Origin of the sequence: Nocardioides sp. NPDC057767, from assembly GCF_042798275.1 — a bacterium.
Classification (GTDB): domain Bacteria; phylum Actinomycetota; class Actinomycetes; order Propionibacteriales; family Nocardioidaceae; genus Nocardioides.
The window spans coordinates 24,132-45,084 of sequence record NZ_JBHVKJ010000024.1 but is presented as its reverse complement, the minus strand read 5'-3'; the positions used below and the strand labels follow the sequence as shown (position 1 = coordinate 45,084).

Below are 20,953 nucleotides of genomic sequence, written 5' to 3'. Positions count from 1 at the left end.
CGATGAGCAGCTTCTGGAAAGAGACCGCCCGCGACGTACGTCTGATGAAGCGGGGCTGGCGCTGGGGCCACCGGGCGCAGGTGCCGCGGTCGGCGGAGCCGTTCGTGCCGCCGGCGACGACGACGGTCTTCGACAACGAGTGGTCGCGCAAGCCGGCCGCGCGAGCGGTCCGGGAGGTGGCTCAGGCCGGGCTCGAGGCGGTCTTCCGGTCACAGGTGAAGACCCAGGTCGAGGGCCTCGACGTGCTCGACCGGCTCGAGGGGCCGGTGATCTTCGTGGCCAACCACGCCTCCCACCTGGACACGCCACTGATCCTGCTGTCGCTCCCCGACACGTGGCGACGCAAGACCGCGGTGGCGGCCGCGGCCGACTACTTCTTCGACACCTGGTGGCGCGCGGTGGGCTCCTCGCTGATCTTCAACACGCTGCCGATCGACCGTCGTGGCGGAGCGCTCTCGACCCAGCCGGGGGAGGTGCTCGCCGATGGCTGGTCGCTGGTCGTCTTCCCCGAGGGCACCCGCTCCAAGGACGGCACCGTCGGCCGGTTCCGGTCCGGCGCCGCCTACCTGGCCATCGAGTACGGTGTCCCGGTCGTCCCGATCGCCCACCGTGGCACCTACGCGGCCATGCCGCGCGGGGTCAACTGGCCCGGAAAGGACACCTCCGGCGGCCGCCGTCAGCTGACCGTACGCTTCGGGGAGCCGCTCCGCCCGGCCGAGGGCGAGTCGGTGCGCGAGTTCGGGCCGCGGATCCGGTCGGCGGTGTCGAGACTGCTGGACGAGGACGCCACCGACTGGTACGCCTCGATGCGCCGCGCGGCCGAGCGCAGCACGCCCGACCCGGCCGGCGAGGAGATCGCCGAGTGGCGCAAGGTCTGGGCGGCCACGGAATCTCCCGACACCGAGCCGGACAAGGTCCGGGCCTGGCACCGCTGAGGCGGGTCAGGACCAGCGCAGCAGCGCGGCGACCGGGGCGTCGCCGAGCAGGCTGGCGGGCAGGACGCACACCTCGGCGTCGGTGAGGACCGCCGCGGCGATGAGCGCCTCGCCGGCCTCGACCGGACCGGTGACCGGAGCCTCACCGAAGGTGAGGCCGGGGTGGTCCGCCGGGTCGAGCGTGTGCCCGGCCAGCGCGTCGGGGTCGATCAGCAGCGTCTCGACGCGGCCGGTGACGAACGCGTCGGCGACGTCGCGTACGCCGGTCGCGGCGCGGTCCCCTCGGCCCCAGGCCTCCTCGAGGCGGCGGACGAGGGCCGTGCGGCGGCGTACGACCCGGTCCAGCAGGGCGCTGCGGATGGCGTCGTCACGAGCCTGGTCGCCGCCGTCCGCGGCACGCTGTCCGCTGGCCAGCTCGATCACCTCGACGGGCTGGTCGGCGAGGTCGTCGCGCAGCCTGCCGACCGAGTTCGGGTCGCCGCCGACGAGCACGAGCTCATGACCGTGGTCGCGGATCAGCCGGATGACCTCCTCGGCCACCTTGTCGGCGTTGTGGCGCCAGACGTTGTCGGTGGTCTGCTGCATGCGGAGGGCCGCCCAGCCGACGTTGTCCTGGACCTTGTGCACGTGCTCGAGCTCGTCGCCCTCCACGGTGGTCGTGCTCGTCGGCCGTGGCAGTCCGGAGTCCCACAGCGAGATCTCGCCGCCGGCGTGGTCGACCAGGACCAGCACGAACGGCATCGAGGCGTCGCGGGCGGCGATCCAGGAGCCCAGGTCGGGCAGCGCGTCCCAGGTCGCGACCTGGTTCGGGACCTCGGCGACGGCCACCTGGTCGTAGGCGATCCCCTCGGGGGTCGCGACGACGACGTGTGCCAGGGGAGCCGGCTGGTGAACGTTCGTCCCCAGCCTCTCCGAGACCTGTGCCACGACATCGGGCGGCGCACCCTGGGCGGAGAGCTCCTCGCAGACCGCGCGTACGCGCAGCTCCTTGGCGTGGGCCGCGTTCTCCGAGTCCTGGCTGACATCGGCCAGCACGGTGGCGTACGGACCTGGGCGGTTCAACAGGTTGGTGAATCCAGCGGTGTCCATACCGGTCTGGTACCCACCGGCGGGGGATCTGACACGGGCCTCGCTCAGCCGGCTGCGCAGGTCACCTCGGTGACCTGCCACTCCTCGTCCTTGCCCTTCCCGGAGCGGGTGACGACGAGGGTGAACACCGACTGACCGCCGTCCGGGGTCAGCTCCACCGTGGCGCCGGTCTCGGTGAGGTCGGTGGAGGTGATGCGTACCTTCTCCAGGTGGCCGCGGGCGTCGGCGGTCTTCTCGGTCGGCGGGGTCTGGACCGCGGGGCAGGCCCGGGCCCACTGCGCCACCAGCTCCGGCTTCGCCTCGACCGTGGTCCAGCTCGTGGTCCGCGCGAACCGGCTGGCGGCGGTCTCGGCCTGATCGGTGGCGTGCTCGCGGAAACGGGAGCGGGAGTAGCCGTAGCCGGCGATCGAGATCAGCACCCCGACGAGGACCAGGACGCCGACCTTGAGCGCGATCTCGCGCCACTCGCTGCTCTGCACGGGACGTTCCTACCACCAGCGGCCCCGGGACCCGAACCGGCTCGCGGATGAGAGAGCTCTCATGGTCGTCTCACGATCACCTCACCGCGGGTCGAGATGGTTCTTGCACGGCGCCGGGAACACCCGGGGCAGAACCTGAAGGGACGAATGATGAAGAAGCTTCCGATGATCCTCGGGACCGGCCTGGTCGGCGTGGTCGCGGCCGCTGTGTTCGGTTACCAGAGCGCTGCCGCTGTCGATGACGACGGCTATGCCAAGCGTGAGGAGAAGTCCAACACCCAGGTGACCACCGTCGACGATGACGACGACAACGACGCCGACGACGTCACCCGCGACGCCGCCGGCAACGACACCGCGACCAACGGCACCGGCGTGACCCGGGCGACCAAGGACAACACCCGGGACAACACCCGCGACAAGGTCACCCGCGACGACCAGACCAAGGACGACAACACCAAGAACAACACGCGCGACGACAACACCGACGACCGGACCCAGGGCTGAGTCGAAGATGACCGACACCTGGGGCCTGGTCCAGGGTGACGCGATCACCCCCGAGCTGACCGCGATGCGGCTGCTCGGGGGCGGCTCGTCGTACGAGGCCTTCCTGGCCTTCGACGAGGTCACCTACAGTCCGGTCGTGGCGAAGGTGCTGCGACCGGGGCTGGTCGCCAGTGAGACCAGCCGCAACGCACTGCGGCGCGAGACCGACGCGCTGACGAACCTGAAGCACCCCGTCCTCGTCCGCGCCCTGCGTGAGGACCTCGACGGCGAGCGGCCCTACGTGGTGATGGAGCACGTCGAGGGCCCGCGGCTCTCGACCCTGATCCGCCGCCACGGGCGCCTGCCGGAGCAGCAGTACCTGCCGCTGGCGCTCGACCTCGCCTCCGCGCTGCACTACCTGCGTCGCTCCGGCTGGGTGCACCTCGACATCAAGCCGAGCAACCTGATCATGGGCTCGCCGGCCCGGCTGATCGACCTCTCGGTGGCCCGGCCGGTGGCCGCCGCGGCCGCGCTGCGCCACGAGATCGGCACCGACGCCTACATGGCGCCCGAGCAGTGCCTGCCCGGGGAGCTCGGCGAGGTCGGCCCGGCCAGCGACGTCTGGGCCCTCGGCGCGACCCTCTTCCACGCCGTCACCGGCGAACGCCCCTTCCCCCACGGCGACCCGAGCGCCGAGGTCCGCACCGAGCGCTACCCCCAGCTCGTCTCCCGCCCCCACGCCCTCCCCAGACGTACGCCGCCCGAGATCGTCAAGGTCATCGACGCGTGCCTCGCCCCGGAGGCCGGTGACCGCCCCGCGCCCGCCGAGATCGCCGAGACCGTCTCGCCCGCGCTCGACCGGCTTCCGCGAGCCTCGCTGGGCGGCCTGCGGATCAGCTGACCCCCGAGCCGGCACAGGGCCCGGGTCAGGGCTGGAAGCGGTAGCCCATGCCGCGGACGGTCTCGACCCGGGCCGGGCCGAGCTTCTTGCGCAGGTAGCCGACGTAGACGTCGACGACGTTGGAGCCCGGGTCGAAGTCCATGCCCCAGGCCAGGTCGAGCAGCTGGGCGCGGGAGAGCACCTGACCCGGATGCCGCAGCAGCACCTCGGTCAGGGCGAACTCGCGCGCGGAGAGGTCGGTCTCGCGTCCGTCGACCCGCAGCCGTCGCGTACGCAGGTCCAGCGCCACCGAGCCGGAGCGGAGCTCGCCCGCCTCGGCGTCGGTGTTGTCCTGCTGCCGCAGGCGTACGTTGATCCGGGCCCGCAGCTCGGCGAAGCGGAACGGCTTGGCCAGGTAGTCGTCGGCGCCGCCCTCGAGCGCGGAGACGGTGTCGTGCACCGAGTCGCGGGCGGTCAGCACGACCACCGGCATCCGGGACCCCTGGGCGCGGAGCTGGTCGAGCACCTCGAAGCCGTCGATGGTCGGGAGGCCGATGTCGAGCACCATCAGGTCGAAGGCGCCGCTGAGCGCCTCCTCGAGTCCTTCGAGCCCGTCGGCGACGGTGCTGACCTGGTGGCCGTCGGCGCCGAGGCCCTTGGCCAGGAACGCCGCGATGCGGTCCTCGTCCTCGACGATCAGGATGCGGGCCATGCCTCTCCTTCGTGTGGGTCGCGGCGTGCGGGCAGGGTGATGGTGAAACGGGCACCCGGTGGCGTCGCGTCCTCGACGCCGACGGTGCCGCCGTGGGCGGTGGCGATGGCGGAGACGATGGCCAGGCCGAGGCCGAGCCTCGGCCGGTCGCCCGAGCCGGTCTCGGAGCCGCGGGCGAACCGCTCGAAGATCCGGTCCCGGTCCTCGGCAGGAACCCCGGGGCCGGTGTCGCGTACCCACAGGCGCAGGGTGCCGTCGACCTCCGCCGAGCCGACCGCGATCCGGTCGCCGGGCGCGGTGTGGCCGGCGGCGTTGTCGCACAGCTGCAGCATCGCCTGGGTGACCCGTTGCGGGTCCAGACGCCAGGTGCCGGGGGTGGCCTCGTCGAGGTGCCAGTCGCGATCGGCCAGGGCGCTGGCCTTGGCCAGGATGTCCTCGGTGAGGGTGTCGACGTCGACCTCCTCGAGCGTGAGGAAGTCGGGACGGTCGTGCTTGGCCAGCAGGATCAGGTCGCCGACCAGCCGGCTCATCCGGTCGATCTCGTCGAGTGCCAGCCGCCGGGTCTGCTCGACCTCGGTCGGGTCGGACTCGTCGAGGAGCTCGAGGTGGCCGCCGATGATCGTCAGTGGCGTACGCAGCTCGTGACCGGCGTCGTCGAGGAACTGCCGCTGGTCGGAGAACGCCTGCTCCAGGCGGGCCAGCATGTCGTTGAAGTTCCTGGTCAGGGCCGAGATGTCGTCGTTTCCCGACTCTGGCAGCCGGGCCGAGAGGTCGGTCGCGCTGATCGCGCCGGTGGCCTCCCGCAGCCGGGTCAGCGGCGCCAGCAGCCGCCCCGACTGCCAGGCCGCGACCAGGGTGACCAGGAGGGCGAGGAGACCCGCCACGATCGTGTAGGTCCGCATCGTGCTGCGCAGCTCGGCACGGTCCTCGTCGAGATAGGAGACGACCAGGAGGGCACCTTCGGTCGTGCCCGTGGCGGTGTCCTGCCGCACCGGCTGGCTGGTGATGCGTACCTCGCCGTCGGGGGTGTCGAGATAGGTCGTCCCGCCGTCGACGACGACGCCGGAGACGGCCCTGCTGAACCGCGCCGTGGAGATCAGCGGGTCCTCGGGGAAGTGCGCGCGCGGCCGGCCGTCGACCCAGGCGACCAGGAGCTCGTCGTCGTCGGGCACGTTGCGGCTCAGGAACGTCCGCAACAGGCCCTCCACGTCGTACGGCGCCCGGGTCTCGGGGTCGATGCCCTCGGTGCGCAGCCGGGAGAACTCATCGAGCTCCTGCTCCATCTCGCGCGTGGTCGCGGCATCGACCCGGCTGAGCTCGACCGCGTAGACGATGAGACCGGCGCCGGCCAGAGCGAGGGTGACCAGGAGGGCGACAGAGGCGGTGATCCGGGCGCGTACGGACAGCCCCCGGCGAGGCGGTGGCGTCGTCCCGGGAGCTCGAGGGTCAGTCGTCGTCATGGCGGTCGTCGCGGTCATCGTCGTCATCATCATCGTCGACGGGACCTGGGGTGACGACCGGGACACCCGAGGGGTCCGTGCTCGGGGACGCTCCGGTGCTCGGGGCGGACGGCGTGGCCGACTGCGAGGGCAGCACGACGGGCTCGCGCGGCGGCGGGTCGTTCTCGGAGGCTCCCGCGAAGGAGCCGGCCAGGTAGACGCCGACCGCCACGAGCACTACCAGCGGGAGAAGGAACTTCAGGGTGCGGGACATGACCCTCCGATAGTGCCTGACGACCTGTCCGAAGTGGGGGTCCATGAGAGACCTCTCATCGATACAGTGATCCGGGTCACCACTTGCACCTGGAGGTAACGCCCGTGTTCGTCCCGTTCAGCGTCAACGACTTCATCGACCGTGCCGCATCCGTCTACGGGGAGCGGGTGGGCATCGTCGACGAGCCCGACCAGCCGGCGGCCTCCCTCGGGGAGGTGACGTACGCGGAGATGAAGTCGCTCGCCAAGCGGATGGCGGCGAAGCTGGACGAGCTCGGCATCGGGGTGGGGGAGCGGGTCGCGATCGTCTCCCACAACTCCGCGCGGCTGCTGACCGCGTTCTACGGCGTCTCCGGCTACGGACGCATCCTGGTGCCCGTGAACTTCCGGCTGCGTCCCGACGAGGTCTCCTACATCGTGGAGCAGTCGGGCGCCTCGGTGCTGTGGGTCGACCCGGAGGTCGACGAGGCGCTGAAGGACGTGACCGCGAAGCACCGCTTCGTGCTCGGCGACGACGCCAACCTCTACGCCGCAGAGGGCGTCGAGCCGGCGCCGTGGGAGCCGGACGAGAACGCGACCGCGGCGATCAACTACACCTCCGGCACCACCGCCCGGCCCAAGGGCGTGCAGATCACCCACCGCAACATCTGGACCAACGCGCTGACCTTCGGGCTCCACGCCGGGCTGACCGACCGTGACGTCTACCTGCACACGCTGCCGATGTTCCACGCCAACGGCTGGGGGATGCCGTTCGCCGCGACCGGCCTCGGCATCGAGCACGTCGTGCTGCGGAAGGTCGACGGGATGGAGATCCTGCGCCGCGTACGCGACCACGGGGTCACCTACATGTGCGCTGCCCCCGCCGTGGCGGCCGCCGTGCTCGACGCGCTGCCGCAGTGGCAGGAGACCGAGGGCGAGATCCCGGGGCGGGACAAGGTGCGGATCATCATGGCCGGCGCTCCGCCGCCGACGAAGACGGTCGTGCGCGTCCAGGAGGAGCTCGGCTGGGAGTTCATCCAGATCTACGGCCTCACCGAGACCTCGCCGCTGCTGACCATCAACCGCACCCGTGCCGAGTGGGACGACCTCGACCCGATGGAGCGCGCCGCGAAGCTGACCCGCGCCGGTGCGCCCGCGATCGGGGTGAGCCTCGACATCTCGCCCGACAAGGAGGTCCTGGCCCGCTCCAACGTGGTGCTCGAGGGCTACTGGGAGAAGCCCGAGGAGACCGAGAAGGCCCTTGCCGACGGCTGGTTCCACACCGGCGACGGCGGCAGCCTCGGCGACGACGGCTACCTCACCATCTCCGACCGGATCAAGGACGTCATCATCACCGGCGGCGAGAACGTCAGCTCCGCCGAGGTGGAGGACGTCCTCTTCCTGCACCCCGCGGTCGCCGAGGTCGCCGTCATCGGCGTCCCCAGCGAGAAGTGGGGCGAGACCATCCTCGCCCTCGTCGTCCTCGCCGAGGGCGCCTCCGCGACCCAGGAGGAGCTGATCGCCTGGTGCAAGGAGCGCGCCGCCGGCTACAAGGCGCCGACGGTCGTCGAGTTCCGCGACTCCCTGGCGCGTACGGCCACCGGGAAGCTGCAGAAGTTCAAGCTCCGCGAGCCCTACTGGGGCGACCGCGAGCGCAAGGTCAACTAGACGATCCGGCGGGTCGCTCAGGCCGTCGCCCTGGGGCGACGCCGGGCGGCCCGACGGATCACCGAGCCGGGCTTCGAGGCCAGGAGCGGGTCGAAGTCGTCGGTCATCGGGGTCAGGTCGGCCTCGTCCACGAAGACCGCGCCGTCGCGTACCTCTGCAGCGAGATCGCGACCGAGCACGGCACCGGCGGTGCCCATGCCGCCCCAGATCGTGGCGTTGATGCCGAACATGTGCTCCGTGCTGCCGCCGGCGAGGAACAGCCCGGGGATGTGGGTGGTGACCCGCGGCCGGAAGGGGCCGAGGTTCTTGATCAGCGGCGCGATGCCGTAGCAGGAGCCGTCGCTGGTCAACGTGAAGCGCTCCTGGGTGATCGGCGTGGAGGCCTCGCAGAAGACCATCCGCTCCCTGATATCCGGGATCATCAGCTCGGCGGTGTCGAGCACCCGCTGGGTGAGCTCCTCCTTGAGCTGGAGATAGCGCTCGTCCCGGCCGTACGACGCTCCATCGGTGGGGTCCGCGGAGACGTTCCAGAACCCGTGGTCCTTCGGCGCCCAGCTGACCAGCTCGAGCGTGGAGTACCCCGCCGGTGCCGAGTGCGTACCCTCAGGATCCTTGGCGGTCGGGCAGCTGATCCCGACGGGCATCTGCTCAGGACAGCGGCCCGCCTCGACCTCGCGGTAGTAGCCGTCGATGTCGTTGGTCGGCCACACCCACGCCAGCGGCGGCGTGCCGCGCTCGCGCAGGTCGACGTCGAGGGCGACGTAGACCGCGAACATCGGCAGCGTCATCTCGAGGTCCTTCAGCCGGCGCCGCAGGCGGCGGGTCAGGTGCTCGTCGCCGACCAGATCGGCCCAGGTCCTCTTGAAGTCCGCAGCGGAGACGACGACCTCGGAGCGGATCTCCTCACCGTCGGCCAGACGTACGCCGACCGCCCGTCCGTCCTCGATGAGGATCTTCTCGACGCGGGCCTTGGTGCGCACCCGGCCACCGTGGGTGGTGATCACGTCGGTGAGGTGGGCGCCGATGACCTGCCCGCCGCCGCGCGGGTAGTAGGCGCCGGCCTGGAGGTAGTGGTGGAGGAAGCCGGCGTGCATCGCGGTGGGCGTGCGGTAGGGCGGCCAGGTGTAGTCGCCGTTCTCGGCGAGGATCACGGCCTGCGCGTCTGCGCTCAGGCCGCAGGCGTCCATCAGCTTCGTGATCGGCCGGATGCCCCAGCGCAGCAGGTGGTAGGGGCGCAGCCGCGGCTGCTCTCCGGCGGCGATGATCCGCATGATCCGTACGCAGCGGCGCAGCCCGGCCTCCTCGCGGGGGAAGGCCGCGACGAGACGGTCGAGGTAGGTGTCCCAGCCCGTCGGCGTCTGGAAGGTGGTGCCGGGGATCATCACCTGGCAGTGGCCCTCGGGTCGCTGGCGCAGCCACTTGATCCGTTCGGCCAGCGCGAGGCCGGACAGCGCGGTCTGCATCCGGCCGCCGGGGCCGCACTCGCCGACGTAGTGGGTGCCGACGTCGAACTCGAACTTGTTGCCGGCGCGGCGGAAGACCTGGGTGCTGCCGCCGACGACCTGGTTGGCCTCGAGCACCAGGACCCGCTTGCCGTTGGCGGCGAGGTAGGCCCCGCAGGTGAGGCCGCCCGGCCCGGCGCCCACCACCACGGCGTCCCAGGTGTGGTCGTCGGCCTCGTGGCCCGGAGCGGGGGGTGTCGCGGTCTGCGTCATCACGGGTCGCTTTCGGAGCAGTAATTTGGAGTCGGACTCCAGTTAACTCGGTTCGACCCGTTCCGCCAAGACCCGATGTCCGTCAGGCGGGCGGCGGTGCCTGGATCAGACCCTCGAGCAGGACCAGGCCGGCTTCGATCACGGCCAGCTCGACGCGCTCGGGCTCCACCGCCAGTGCGTCCCGGCGCAACGCCAGCGCGGCGACCCCGTTCCAGGCTCCGAAGAGGAAGTAGGACAACAGCTCCGGATCCACCTTCCGGATCGCGCCGGAGTCCACCGCATCACGGATACTCTGCTCGAACTCGCCCCGCAGCTCGCTGAACCGCTCGACGACCAGATCCTCTACCGCCGAGCCGGGGCCGCGTTCACCGGTGACCATCAGGTACTTCACAACCGTCGGGTGCTCCAGCAGCAGCTTCAGGTAGGCCGACCCGACGCCGGCGAAGCGCTCGAGCGGCGTCGTCTGCGCGGCGTAGGCCGCCCGGAGGGTCTCGGTGGCCACCGTCAGCACTCGCTCGGTGACGGCTGCCATCAGCCCGTCCTTGGTGCCGAAGTGCACGTAGACCGAGGCCGGGGAGATCCCCGCCAGGGCGGCGACGTCCTCGATCCGGATCTCCTCAGGGGCGTGCTGCGACAACAGCTGCTCGGCGGCGTCGAGCACCCGGGCGCGGGTTCGCTCCCGTCGACGCGTCCCGCGCGCCGCGGCGTCGCCGGCCGGATCCTTCGGCTTCTGGGCGTCGTTCACCCGATCAGGGTAGGGCGCCGGCCGCGTGGCCATCCCGGTGTGGGGGTCCCGCCAGCCCGGGACAGTAGCGCCGACTCGGCGGGTTCTGGTGGGACATCAGCGCCGGGTCGGGGGTGCGGCGCCCATGGCGGCCTCGGTGGTGGTGTCGACGGCGACGGCGAGCGAGCCCCGGTAGCCGACGCTCGGGCTGCCGGTGAACGTGCCCATCTGGAGTTCGTAGCCGTCGCTGAAGACGTTGTCGTTCTCGAGGCTGACCTTGGTCAGGTTCTCGGCCGAGCCTTCGTAGGCGTCGTCCTGATAGACCTTGCTCAGCATCTTCTCCGGGAAGGCGACCTGCGAGGTGGCGATCGCGTTCTCGCCGGTCGTGGCGGAGTCGGCGTCGGGGTAGACCTCGAAGTGCATGTGCGTCCAGCGGCCGTCGTAGCAGCCGGGCACGATCGTCGTGAAGGTCACCTGACCCTTGGCGTCGGCGACCTGGACACCGCGGAGGTACGTCTCGTCCTCGACACCTTCGGAGTACATGGAGTAGCGGCCCAGTGCGTCGCACTGCCACAGATAGACCGCAGCGCCTTCGAAGGGCACGTTGTCGTCGACCATGTCGGTGACCGTGAAGGTGAACCGCAGGGGCACACCGTCGACCGTGGTGCCGCCGTCGAGGCTGGAGGTGATGTCGCTGCGTACGATCCCGGACTCGGTCAGCACGTTCGTGCCGTTGGTGCCGTCGGCCGGGTAGGGGCCGTTGGTCTCCTGCGGAATCTCGCCGTCGGCCGTTGTGGACGCGTTGGACGCGGCGCCGCCCGAGGAGCCCGATGAGCCCGACGAGCCGGACGCCCCGCAAGCGGCCAGGGCAGCGGCCCCGACGCCGACCCCGACGAGCCCGAGGACCCGGCGGCGGGTCAGCAGGGTCGAGATGTCGAAGCCGGCACCCTGGTCGACCACCTCCTCCTCGGGGCGGGCGAGCAGGCGGCCCTCATAGGCCGGGCCTTCAGGGGTGTTCTCGGGTTCGGGTACGCGGCTCATTCGGTTCTCCTTGACGTCTGTCTGGTGCGTTGACCTGACTCTGACGTCCGGATCCGTGAGGACCTCCTGCCCCGGCTGTGGGGTTCCTGTGAGAGCCGCCGAGGTTCAGCCGACGCTCGGACGTGGCGCGGACTGGAGCTGGTCCGCCTGCTCCTTGGACAGCTTCGAGGCGTAGCCGCAGTAGGTGCAGTCCATCCGGCGCGACCTGCTGACGGGGAAGAGGGGGATGAAGAAGAGGGTGAACTTGTTGACGACCTCGAAGAGCCGCTGGGCAGCCTGCTGGCGGCAGTTCGGGCAGACCAGCGAGAGCGTCGCGAGCAGCCGGGTGTAGGTCTTGAACCCGAAGATGATCATGGCAACGAGTCTTGCACGCGCTCAGCGCCGGTGGACCTCGCGACCGTCGACGTAGGTGTGGGTCACCTGGGTCCGGCCGAGGACGGTGGTGTCCTCGCCGAGGATGTCGTGGTCGACCACGACCAGGTCGGCGGCGTACCCGGTCTCGATCCGGCCGGTGGTTCCGTCGAGGCGGTTCAGGTGGGCGGTGCCGGTGGTGTAGCCGGCGAGAGCCTCCGCGACCGTCAGCGCCTCCTCGGGCAGCAGCGGGGTGGCGTCGGCGGGCTGGTCGGGGGAGCGGCGGTTGACCGCGACGTGCATGCCGAGCAGCGGTGCCGGGTCGGAGACCGGCCAGTCGCTCCCGCACGCGATCCGGGCACCCGTACGCAGCAGCGACCCGAAGACGTACTGCTGCTCGCGCGCGGCGGGTGCCAGGAACGGCAGCGTCAGCACCTCCACCGCCTCGTCCAGGCACGCCCACAGCGGCTGGATGTTGGCGGTGACCTCGAGCTCGGCGAAGCGGGGCACGTCGGCGGCGTCGACGACCTGCACGTGGGCCAGATGGTGGCGCAGTCCGCTGGCTCCGTTGGCCGCCCGTGCGTGCTCGATCGCGTCCAGGCTGTCGCGCACCGCCCGGTCGCCGAGGGCGTGGATGTGCGCCTGGAACCCGGCCGCGTCCAACGCCGCGACGTAGCTGGCCAGGGCATCGGCCGGAATGAAGGAGAGCCCGCGGTTGTCGGTGAGATGGCCGTCGGTGTCGAGGTAGGGGTCGAGCATGGCGGCCGTGTGGGTCTCGCAGACGCCGTCCTGCATCAGCTTCACGCTGCCCGCGTCCAGCCCCGCCTGTGCTGCCAGGGCACGCCGCTCGATGAGCGACGGCAGCTGCTCCAGGCCCCGGTCGCGGTCCCACCACTGGGCCAGGACGACCTTCGCGGTGAGCGCGCCGGAGTCCCGGGCGGCGATGTAGGTCGGCAGCGAGTCGGGCATGCCGAGACCGGCGCCGACGAGCGCGTCCTGCCAGCCGACGATGCCGACCGAGTGCAGGTGGCGCTGCGCGGTCAGCAGGGCCTCGGTCAGGTCGTGCGAGGTCGGGGCGGGCATCAGCGACCCGACCAGCGCCATCGCACCTTCGTGCAGCGCGCCGGTCGGGTTGCCGGCGGCGTCCCGTTCGATGCGCCCGTCGGCCGGGTCCGGGGTGCGGGCGTCGATGCCGGCGATCTCGAGCGCGCGAGTGTTCACCCAGGCGGAGTGGTGGTCACGGTTGGGCAGGAAGACCGGCCTGTCGGGAAGCAGGCGGTCGAGAGGCGCAGCGTCCGGCACCCCGCCGGCGAAGGAGTCCATCGACCAGCCACCTCCGGTGACCCACGCACGCCCGGGGTTCGCGGAGGCGTATGACTCGATGGCGTCCAGATACTCCTCGAGCGTGGACAGACCGGTCAGGTCGCACTGGTTCATCTCCAGCCCGGCCTGGACCGGGTGCACGTGCGAGTCGTGGAAGCCGGGCAGGACCCAGCGACCGTCGAGCTCCTCGACGACGGTCTCGGGACCGACGAGCGCGTCGAGGGACGCGCCGACGGCGGCGATGCGCCCATCCCGGACAGCAACAGCCACGTCCTCCCAGCGGTTCTCGCGCAACACCCGGCCACCGCGCAGCACCAGCTCCGCGGGGAGAGCCCGTCCACCCATCAGGCCGCGGCCATGGTGTCGGTGACCGAGGAGCCCGAGCGCTTGAGCACCCGCGCCACCAGGCCGAGGACCAGGAGCGTGAAGACCAGCAGGATGGTGGAGACCGCGGCGATCTCGGGCTTGAGACCGGAGCGGACCGAGGAGAGCACGTAGACGGGCCACGAGGTCGTGCCGGAGACGTTGATGAACGAGGAGATCACCGTGTTGTCGAGGCTCAGGGTGAAGGCGAGCAGCCCGCCGGCCAGGACCGCCGGGCCGACCAGCGGAAGGGTGACCTTGAAGAAGGTCGCGACCGGCCTCGCGTAGAGGTCCGCCGACGCCTCCTCCAAGGACGCGTCCAGCCCGACCAGCCGGGCACGGACGATGTAGGTGACGACCGCGGTCGCGAACAGCGAGTGACCGATCACGAGGCGTACGTAGCCGTTGTTGAACGGCAGCAGCGACCAGTCCTGGCCGAGTGTCACGAACCAGGGGAGCAGCGCGATGCCGTCGACGATCTCGGGGGTGACCGAGACCAGCAGCAACAACAGCGTGAACGGGCCAGTCCAGCGGCCCGGGAACCGGGCCATCGCCATCCCGGCCAGGGTGCCGAGCGCGCTGGCCAGGAGGGCTGCGATCACGGCGGTCTGCAGGGAGACGGCGACGGTGTGACGTACGGTCGGCCGTTCGACGATCGCCGTGAACGGCTCCAGGCTGAAGCCGTCCCAGGCGGTCAGCAGGCGGCCGCCGTTGAAGGAGTAGATGCCGATCACGATGATCGGGGCGAACAGGAAGAGGAAGACCAGCGTGGTCCACGCGCCGAGCGCGAGATTGGTCCCGGACGGCCTGCTCATGCGGTCGCCACCTCCTTCGTTGCGACGGCCTTCGTCCCGGCCCTCGTCCCGATGACCAGCCTGCTCCGTCGCCCGATGAGCCACCCCACGCCCCACAGCAGGGCGATGGAGAGGATGACGACGAGCATGGTGAGCAGGATGAGGACGACCGCCATCGCCGAGCCCAGCGCCCAGTTCTGCGCGGTCAGGAACTGGCTGGCGATCAGCGAGCCGACCATGGTGCCCTTGGCGCCGCCGAGGACGGCCGGAGTGACGTAGTCGCCCATCATCGGGATGAAGACCAGGATCACGCCGGCGATGATCCCGGGCCGAGCCAACGGCAGCGTGACCTGGAAGAACGTCCGCAGCCGGCCGGCGCCGAGGTCCTTGGAGGCCTCGCCGAGGGCGCTGTCGACGCGGTCGAAGGCGACGTACATCGGCAGGATCATCAGCGGAAGATAGTTGTAGATCAGGCCCAGCAGCACCGCCCCGCGGGTGTTGAGCAGGTCGTGCGGGTCCCCGACCAGGCCGACGTCGGTCAGGAACCCGGCCAGGGCGCCCTCCGAGGAGAGGATCACCTTCCAGCCGATCGTCCGGATCAGGAACGAGGTCCAGTAGGGCACCATCACCAGCGCGACCAGCAGCCCGCGACGGCGCGCGGGGACCTTGAGCGCCATGTAGTACGCAGCGGGCAGCGCGATCAGCAGGCACGCGACGGTCCCCAGCACGCTCATCCACAGCGTTGCCCGGAAGATCGTGAAGAAGGTCGGGCTGAACGCCTCGGCGTAGCGGTCCAGCGACATCACCGCGTTGCTGTGGGTGCCGAACATCCCGGGCTTCTCGCCGAGGCTGAACCAGGCGATCTGCAGGAACGGCACCACGAAGAAGACCGTCAGCCACAGCCACGCCGGGACGGCGAGGACGAACCCGGGGAGCCTGCTGGACGCGCTCCTAGGCACTGGCGGCGGCCTTCAGCTTGTCGTAGACCTCCGTACGCCGGTCCTGGGCCTCGTTGACCGCACCGTTCTTCATGGTGGCGAGCTGCTCCTCGGTGAAGAAGATCATCTCGGGCAGCTCGACCTTGCGTTCCTCGGCCATCTCCTCGATGCCCTGGATGCCGGTGTTGTAGCCGATGTAGTCCATCTCCAGGAAGGAGTTCTCCGGCTCCAGCACGTAGTCGATGAACGCGTGGGCCGCCTCGGGGTGAGGTGCGCCGGCCGGGATGCACCAGTTGTCCATCCACAGCTCGGTCGTCGGGCCGGGGAGGACCCACTTCCAGCGGTCGGGCTGCTTGTGCTCGAGGATGCCGAGGCGGGAGTCGCCGTTCCAGTTCTGCATCAGCGCGAAGGTGTTCTGCTGCATCGCGCCGGTGGCCGGGTAGGAGTCGAAGCCGGCGATGTGTGGCGCCCACTTCTCGACCGCCTCGGCCTCGTAGGCGTCGTAGTCGGCCATGTCCTCGGTGTTCCAGTCGATGTCGTTGGCCCAGAAGTAGAGGCCGGAGACACCCTGCGGGTCGTCGAGCAGCGAGGTCCTGCCCGAGGCCTCGTTCTGCATCGCGTCGATGAAGTCGTTCCAGGTCACCAGGTCGCGCTTGATCACGGTGGTGTCGTAGACGAACCCGGTGGTGCCCCAGCACTTGCACACCGAGTACTCGTTCTCCGGGTCCCAGTCCTGGCCGAGGAACTGCGGGTCGACCTTGGCCATGTTGGGGATCAGGTCCTTGTTGAACGGGACGATGATCTCGTTCTCGATCAGCTGCGGGATGTAGACGCCCGTCGGCACGACGATGTCGTAGCCGCTGGTGCCCTTGGCCGCGACCAGCTTGGAGATCAGCTCCTCGTTGGAACCGTAGGAGTCGAGGGTCACCTTCGGGCCGGTCTTGCCGAAGGCGTCGATCACCTCGGGGGAGTCGTAGTCGCCCCAGGTGTAGATCGAGAGCGACTTCTCCACCGGCCCGCCGGTCGCGCCGCCGCCCGGCTCGACCGCGCTGGACTTCTCGCCGCCGTCCGAGCCACAGGCGGTCAGGGCGACGCCGGCGCCGGCGAGAGCCGCCAGGCTGAGGAAGTGGCGGCGGGAGAGCTCCTGGCGGATCGCTCGCGCGCCGGCATGGCTGGCCAGGATGCGTACGTTGCCACTCTTGTTCACAGGCTTGCTCATTGCGGGCTCCTAGCGGTGGTCGGGTCGAGTGGGGTGTCGAGGGGGAAGAGACGTACGTCCTCGGCGGCCCAGCCGCAGAGGACCGGGTCGCCGGGGGAGAGCCGGACGGCGCCGTGGGTGGGGCGGCGGATGAGGAGGCTGGTCTCGTCGGTGACCTTGACGAGGTACTGGATCACCTCACCCAGCGGGGAGACCTGCAGCACCTCGCCGGCGACGGTGTTGAGGCCCTCGGCCTGGGTGCCGGGCTCGATCGAGATCAGCTCGGGACGGATCGCGGCCTGGTGGGCCTCGCCGGGCTTCCCGTCGGGTTTGGCGGGGCCCTCGACGACCACGAAGGGGGTCTCGACGGTGGTGCCGTCGGCGCTGACCTCGCCGTGCAGGAAGTTCTGCTGGCCGACGAAGCCGGCGACGTAGGCGCTGGCCGGCTGGTTGTAGACGGTGTCGGCGTCGGCGAGCTGCTCGATCCTCCCGGCGCGCATGATCGCGATCCGGTCGCTCATCGCGAGCGCCTCACCCTGGTCGTGGGTGACGAAGACGAAGGTGATCCCGAGGCGGGACTGGAGCAGCTTCAGCTCGAGCTGCATCTCCTCGCGCAGCTGGCGGTCCAGGGCGCCCAGCGGCTCGTCGAGGAGCAGGACACTGGGCCGGTTGACCAGCGCCCGGGCCAGCGCCACCCGCTGCTGCTGGCCACCGGAGAGCTGCGTCGGCGAGCGGTCGGCGAAGTCGAGCATGCGCACCATCCGCAGCGCCTCGACGACCCGCTCGCGGATCTCCGCCCTGGGCGTCTTGCGCTGCTGCAGGCCGTAGGCGACGTTCTCCGCGACCGACTTGTGCGGGAACAGCGCGTACGCCTGGAAGACCGTGTTCACGTCGCGCTGGTAGGGCGCGAGCCTGACCACGTCCCTGCCGCCGATCACGATGCTGCCCGAGTCGGGCTTCTCGAATCCGGCGATCATGCGCAGCGTCGTCGTCTTGCCGCAGCCCGAGGGACCGAGCAACGAGATGAACTCGCCGGCCCTGATCTCCAGGTCGAGGCCGTCGACCGCCGTGGCCTGGCCATAGGTCTTGGTCAGGCCGCTGATCGTCACCGAGCCGGAGGATGGGTCCGGGGTAGCTTTCGTGGTCATCGCTGCTCCAGTCGATTGTTCACTTAGCGCTGCATTCCACCACAAAGATCCGGTGAAAAGTACGGAATCGGTTGTAAAAGAACGGTTACGAACTGGATTCCGTTTCAGGCGTTGTCGTGAGGCGTGGTCCCGGGGGCGGGATCTAGGGTTGCACCATGCCGACCGCGCCTACCCCGCCGACACTGTCTGCCGTCATCTCGCTGCTGGACGACTGGTATCCGCCCGCCACCGCTGACGAGTGGGATGCGGTCGGGCTGGTCTGGGGCGAACCCTCGCAGCCGGTCTCGAAGGTGCTCCTCGCCGTCGACCCGACCCTCCCGGTCGCCGAGGAGGCGGCCGCCTGGGGTGCGGACCTGGTCGTGGTCCATCATCCGCTCTTCCTGAAGGGTGTGCACGGGTTCGCCGCGACGACCCCCAAAGGGCGTACGCTCTCGACGCTGGTCTCCGCGCGGTGCGCGCTGCTGACCGCGCACACCAACGCCGACCAGGCGCTCGGCGGGGTCTCGGAGTCGCTGGCGCTCGCGCTCGGGCTGAGCTCGCTGCGGCCGCTGATCCCGGGGGCCAGTGACGAGGTGGGTACGGGTCGCGCCGGGACGGTGGAGCCGACGACCCTGGGTGCCTTCGCCGAGTCGGTGGCCGCGGCGCTGCCTGCGACCGCGGCCGGGATCCGGGTCGCGGGCGACCTCGACCGGCCGGTGTCCTCGGTGGCGTTGTGCGGCGGGGCGGGTGACTTCCTGCTCGATCAGGTGGCTGCGTACGACGTCTATGTGACCAGCGATCTGCGCCACCATCCGGCCTCGGAGTTCTGTGAGAAGGGTGGTGCGCTGATCGACATCCCGCACTGGGCGGCCGAGTGGACCTGGTTGCCTGTGCTGGCGAGGCGACTTCGGGAGGTATTCGGGGATACGGTGGACACCCGGGTCTCGGAGATCGTCACCGACCCGTGGACTTTGCGATTGTGAACAACTGAGGAGAATCCGCTGAAAGCCGACCCGTTCGCCCAGGTGAAGCTGCTCGACGTCTGTGAGCTGGACTCGCGTGCGCTCCAGCTGCGCCACCGCCGTGCGCATCTGCCGCAGGCCGCCGTCGTGGCGGAGCTGCAGGCGTCGAAGAAGACCACCGACGATGCCGTACGCGACGCCCGGGTCGCCCGCGACGACCTCGAGCGGGTGCAGAAGAAGGCCGACGCCGATGTCGAGGCGGTCAAGACCCGCCGCCGCCGCGACCAGGAGCGGATGGACTCCGGGGCGATCAGCAGCGCCAAGGACCTCGAGCGCATGCAGCACGAGCTGGTCACCCTCGACCGCCGGATCTCGGTGCTCGAGGACGAGGAGCTCGAGGTCATGGAGCAGCTCGAGGAGGCTCAGGCGAAGGTGACCCGGCTCGAGGCCGAGCTCGCCGAGATCACCGAGAAGCTGGCGGTCGCGGTCGACTCCGTCAACGTCGAGACCTCGAAGATCGACACCGAGCTGGCCGGGGTCGCCGAGGAGCGTACGCCGGCGCTCGAGGGCATCCCCGAGGACCTGCTCGCCCTCTACTCGCGCCTGAGCGAGAAGATGGGCGTCGGTGCCGCGGAGCTGCGTGCCCGCCGTTGCGGGGGCTGCAACCTCCAGCTCGATCCGGCCGAGATCTCCCGCATCCGCGGCCTCGCCGCCGACGAGGTGGTGCGCTGCGAGGAGTGCTCCCGCATCCTGGTCCGCACCGCCGAGTCCGGCCTGTGAGCGAGAAGCCCGCGCGGGGCTGGAGCGCCGGGGCGGCCGCGACCACGCTCGTCCTGGTGCGTCACGGGGTCACCAAGCACACGGCCGCAAAGGCGTTCTCCGGCGGGCTCGGCGGCGACAACCCGCCGCTGACCCAGGAGGGCCGCGAGCAGGTGCTGCTGACCGCGGAGTGGCTCAAGCCGCTCGCCTCCGCTGTCGACGCCGTCGTGACGTCGCCGGTCCTGCGCGCCGCCGAGACCGGTGAGATCCTCGCCGGCGCGCTCGGCGCCCGGCTGGAGGAGGAGCCGGCGTTCGCGGAGATCGAGTTCGGGAAGTGGGAGGGGCTCACCTTCGCCGAGGTCGCCCAGCAGTACCCCGACGAGATGAAGACCTGGATGGGGGCGACCGAGGTCGCGCCTCCCGGCGGTGAGTCGTTCGACTCCGCCCGGGCCCGCGTGCTCGACGGACTCTCGCGGGTGCTCGAGGCCCACGCCGGCCAGACCGTCGTGGTCACCTCCCACGTCTCGCCGATCAAGCTGATCGTCGCTCACGCGCTGGGCACCCCGATCGGCGGCGTCTTCAACATGGAGCTCTCACCCGCCTCGGTGACCGTGGTGTCCTTCTACGCCGACGGCCGCGCCTCCATGCGCCTCTTCAACGGCCTCCCGCTCGCCCGGGACCCCTTCGCCACCGGCACCTTCTGACGCTCGCCGGACGCCGAGTCGGCGCGTCTGTCTCGTGCTCGTGGGACAGACGCGCCGACTCGACGGTCCCTGGTGGGACAGACGCGCCGACTCGACGGTCCCTGGTGGGACAGACGCGCCGACTCGGCGGGGACGGCTAGATCTCGGTGACGACGACGTCGAGCTGGGTGCCCTTCTTCGTCGGAGCGCCTTCTTCGACGGTCCAGCCGAGGTCGCGGAAGGCTTCGGCGAGCTTGGCGGGGGTGCGGGGGTTGGCACCGGATTCCAGGAGGGCTCGGACGAGGCGGCCCTTGGTGGCCTTGTTGAAGTGGCTGACCACCTTGCGCTGGCCGTTGTGCTCGTGGAGGACGCGGACGGTGGCGGTGCGGGCGGGCACGCTGCTCGACCCTTCGGCGTCGGGGCGCCAGAACGCGGCGTACGTCCCGGACCGGAGGTCCACGAGCAGGTCGTCGCCGAGGGCCTCGGTCATGCCCGCGCCGAGGTGGGCGCGCCAGTGGGACTGGATGCCACCGATGCCGGGGAGGGTGGTGTCCCCCGAGAGACGGTACGCAGGGATCCGGTCGGCCAGGCCGACGAGGCCGAACACGGAGCTGGTTACCATGACCCGGCTCGTCGCGCGGCGCTTCGCGGCCGGTGACAGGGTCGCGGGGGAGAGGGCGTCGTAGAGGACGCCGGTGTAGATCCGGTCGGCGCGCGCGGTGGGCGCCTCGAACAGCTCGGCGTTCAACGTGACCAGCTCGGGCTGGGTCTTCGGGATGCCGAGGATCTCGACGGCGGCCTCGGGGCGGGTGGAGCAGAGCTCGACCAGCGCGTCGATGACCTTGGCGCGGGCCGGATTGAGCACCGGGAGACGGAGCTCGTCGAGCGTGAGCGGGTTGCCGCGTACGGCCGTGGTCTTGCCCTCCGAGGGCGGCAGCAGGATCAGCACGGTGACTATGGTGCCGTCCGGGACCGGGATGGCCGAATGGGGGCGCGCCGCCGCGCAGGACGGACGAGGCTTCGAGGAGCAGAGAGCCA

22 protein-coding genes are annotated in these 20,953 nt (G+C 70.6%); 7 read left to right on the top strand and 15 right to left on the bottom strand.

The window, feature by feature from the left end:
- Window positions 1-2 precede the first annotated feature (2 nt).
- Window positions 3-935, top strand: coding sequence for a lysophospholipid acyltransferase family protein (locus ACFVDI_RS14145; protein ID WP_378905952.1), 933 nt, complete (start codon window positions 3-5; stop codon window positions 933-935).
- Between the two features lie 6 nt (window positions 936-941).
- Here the strand turns inward: ACFVDI_RS14145 and ACFVDI_RS14140 are convergent, their stop codons facing one another.
- Together ACFVDI_RS14140 and ACFVDI_RS14135 are read right to left on the bottom strand one after the other, a co-directional pair.
- Window positions 942-2,024: a Vms1/Ankzf1 family peptidyl-tRNA hydrolase gene (locus ACFVDI_RS14140; RefSeq protein WP_378905950.1), complete on the bottom strand. Its 1,083-nt coding sequence runs from the start codon at window positions 2,022-2,024 to the stop codon at window positions 942-944.
- 44 nt (window positions 2,025-2,068) lie between these two features.
- Window positions 2,069-2,503 carry a hypothetical protein gene (locus tag ACFVDI_RS14135; protein ID WP_378905948.1) on the bottom strand — a complete coding sequence of 145 codons (435 nt, stop codon included), beginning with the start codon at window positions 2,501-2,503 and terminating at the stop codon, window positions 2,069-2,071.
- 150 nt (window positions 2,504-2,653) lie between these two features.
- Between ACFVDI_RS14135 and ACFVDI_RS14130 the strand changes: the two genes are divergently transcribed.
- Together ACFVDI_RS14130 and ACFVDI_RS14125 are read left to right on the top strand one after the other, a co-directional pair.
- On the top strand, window positions 2,654-3,007 hold the full coding sequence (locus ACFVDI_RS14130) for a hypothetical protein (protein ID WP_378905946.1): 354 nt from the start codon (window positions 2,654-2,656) through the stop codon (window positions 3,005-3,007).
- Between the two features lie 7 nt (window positions 3,008-3,014).
- Window positions 3,015-3,887 carry a serine/threonine-protein kinase gene (locus ACFVDI_RS14125; RefSeq protein ID WP_378905944.1) on the top strand — a complete coding sequence of 291 codons (873 nt, stop codon included), beginning with the start codon at window positions 3,015-3,017 and terminating at the stop codon, window positions 3,885-3,887.
- 25 nt (window positions 3,888-3,912) lie between these two features.
- Here the strand turns inward: ACFVDI_RS14125 and ACFVDI_RS14120 are convergent, their stop codons facing one another.
- Genes ACFVDI_RS14120 through ACFVDI_RS14110 form a run of 3 tightly spaced genes read right to left on the bottom strand, consistent with a single transcriptional unit; the run spans window position 3,913 to window position 6,291 of the window.
- A complete protein-coding gene (locus ACFVDI_RS14120; RefSeq protein ID WP_378905942.1) occupies window positions 3,913-4,578 on the bottom strand; it encodes a response regulator transcription factor in 666 nt (221 codons plus the stop codon).
- Window positions 4,563-6,056 carry a sensor histidine kinase gene (locus ACFVDI_RS14115; RefSeq protein ID WP_378905940.1) on the bottom strand — a complete coding sequence of 498 codons (1,494 nt, stop codon included), beginning with the start codon at window positions 6,054-6,056 and terminating at the stop codon, window positions 4,563-4,565. Before ACFVDI_RS14115 ends, ACFVDI_RS14120 begins: the two co-directional genes overlap by 16 nt.
- Complete coding sequence (locus ACFVDI_RS14110; protein ID WP_378905938.1) at window positions 6,025-6,291, bottom strand: hypothetical protein; 267 nt, start codon at window positions 6,289-6,291, stop codon at window positions 6,025-6,027. Before ACFVDI_RS14110 ends, ACFVDI_RS14115 begins: the two co-directional genes overlap by 32 nt.
- A 104-nt stretch (window positions 6,292-6,395) precedes the next feature.
- On the opposite strand from ACFVDI_RS14110, the gene ACFVDI_RS14105 reads away from it, so the two are divergent.
- The gene (locus ACFVDI_RS14105) at window positions 6,396-7,937 is read left to right on the top strand and encodes an AMP-binding protein (RefSeq protein WP_378905936.1); all 1,542 of its coding nucleotides are present in this window, start codon (window positions 6,396-6,398) and stop codon (window positions 7,935-7,937) included.
- A gap of 17 nt (window positions 7,938-7,954) precedes the next feature.
- Here the strand turns inward: ACFVDI_RS14105 and ACFVDI_RS14100 are convergent, their stop codons facing one another.
- The 9 genes from ACFVDI_RS14100 to ACFVDI_RS14060 all read right to left on the bottom strand — a co-directional run bounded on the left by ACFVDI_RS14100 (window position 7,955) and on the right by ACFVDI_RS14060 (window position 17,532).
- Window positions 7,955-9,652, bottom strand: coding sequence for a phytoene desaturase family protein (locus ACFVDI_RS14100; RefSeq protein WP_378905934.1), 1,698 nt, complete (start codon window positions 9,650-9,652; stop codon window positions 7,955-7,957).
- 82 nt (window positions 9,653-9,734) lie between these two features.
- Window positions 9,735-10,397 carry a TetR/AcrR family transcriptional regulator gene (locus ACFVDI_RS14095; protein WP_378905932.1) on the bottom strand — a complete coding sequence of 221 codons (663 nt, stop codon included), beginning with the start codon at window positions 10,395-10,397 and terminating at the stop codon, window positions 9,735-9,737.
- 96 nt (window positions 10,398-10,493) lie between these two features.
- Window positions 10,494-11,417 carry an intradiol ring-cleavage dioxygenase gene (locus tag ACFVDI_RS14090; RefSeq protein ID WP_378905930.1) on the bottom strand — a complete coding sequence of 308 codons (924 nt, stop codon included), beginning with the start codon at window positions 11,415-11,417 and terminating at the stop codon, window positions 10,494-10,496.
- Between the two features lie 105 nt (window positions 11,418-11,522).
- The gene (locus tag ACFVDI_RS14085) at window positions 11,523-11,771 is read right to left on the bottom strand and encodes a zinc-ribbon domain-containing protein (protein WP_378905928.1); all 249 of its coding nucleotides are present in this window, start codon (window positions 11,769-11,771) and stop codon (window positions 11,523-11,525) included.
- Window positions 11,772-11,792: 21 nt separating this feature from the next.
- The gene (locus ACFVDI_RS14080) at window positions 11,793-13,436 is read right to left on the bottom strand and encodes an amidohydrolase (RefSeq protein WP_378905926.1); all 1,644 of its coding nucleotides are present in this window, start codon (window positions 13,434-13,436) and stop codon (window positions 11,793-11,795) included.
- Complete coding sequence (locus ACFVDI_RS14075; protein ID WP_378905924.1) at window positions 13,436-14,269, bottom strand: ABC transporter permease; 834 nt, start codon at window positions 14,267-14,269, stop codon at window positions 13,436-13,438. The genes ACFVDI_RS14080 and ACFVDI_RS14075 overlap by 1 nt, the downstream gene beginning before the upstream one ends.
- Window positions 14,266-15,207 (bottom strand): ABC transporter permease, encoded by a 942-nt coding sequence (locus ACFVDI_RS14070; protein WP_378905922.1) that lies wholly within the window; start codon window positions 15,205-15,207, stop codon window positions 14,266-14,268. The genes ACFVDI_RS14075 and ACFVDI_RS14070 overlap by 4 nt, the downstream gene beginning before the upstream one ends.
- A complete protein-coding gene (locus ACFVDI_RS14065) occupies window positions 15,200-16,405 on the bottom strand; it encodes a spermidine/putrescine ABC transporter substrate-binding protein (RefSeq protein ID WP_378905920.1) in 1,206 nt (401 codons plus the stop codon). Before ACFVDI_RS14065 ends, ACFVDI_RS14070 begins: the two co-directional genes overlap by 8 nt.
- Window positions 16,402-17,532: an ABC transporter ATP-binding protein gene (locus tag ACFVDI_RS14060; protein ID WP_378905918.1), complete on the bottom strand. Its 1,131-nt coding sequence runs from the start codon at window positions 17,530-17,532 to the stop codon at window positions 16,402-16,404. Before ACFVDI_RS14060 ends, ACFVDI_RS14065 begins: the two co-directional genes overlap by 4 nt.
- 155 nt (window positions 17,533-17,687) lie before the next feature.
- Here ACFVDI_RS14060 and ACFVDI_RS14055 point away from each other — a divergent pair, with 155 nt between their 5' ends.
- The 3 genes from ACFVDI_RS14055 to ACFVDI_RS14045 are packed head-to-tail and all read left to right on the top strand — an operon-like array spanning window position 17,688 to window position 19,936.
- On the top strand, window positions 17,688-18,494 hold the full coding sequence (locus ACFVDI_RS14055; RefSeq protein WP_378905916.1) for a Nif3-like dinuclear metal center hexameric protein: 807 nt from the start codon (window positions 17,688-17,690) through the stop codon (window positions 18,492-18,494).
- Window positions 18,495-18,536: 42 nt separating this feature from the next.
- Window positions 18,537-19,253, top strand: coding sequence for a zinc ribbon domain-containing protein (locus tag ACFVDI_RS14050; RefSeq protein ID WP_378905914.1), 717 nt, complete (start codon window positions 18,537-18,539; stop codon window positions 19,251-19,253).
- Window positions 19,250-19,936 carry a histidine phosphatase family protein gene (locus tag ACFVDI_RS14045; RefSeq protein WP_378905912.1) on the top strand — a complete coding sequence of 229 codons (687 nt, stop codon included), beginning with the start codon at window positions 19,250-19,252 and terminating at the stop codon, window positions 19,934-19,936. The genes ACFVDI_RS14050 and ACFVDI_RS14045 overlap by 4 nt, the downstream gene beginning before the upstream one ends.
- A 136-nt stretch (window positions 19,937-20,072) precedes the next feature.
- On the opposite strand, the gene yaaA is transcribed toward ACFVDI_RS14045, so the two are convergent.
- A complete protein-coding gene (yaaA, locus tag ACFVDI_RS14040) occupies window positions 20,073-20,864 on the bottom strand; it encodes a peroxide stress protein YaaA (protein ID WP_378905910.1) in 792 nt (263 codons plus the stop codon).
- Between the last annotated feature and the right edge of the window lie 89 nt (window positions 20,865-20,953).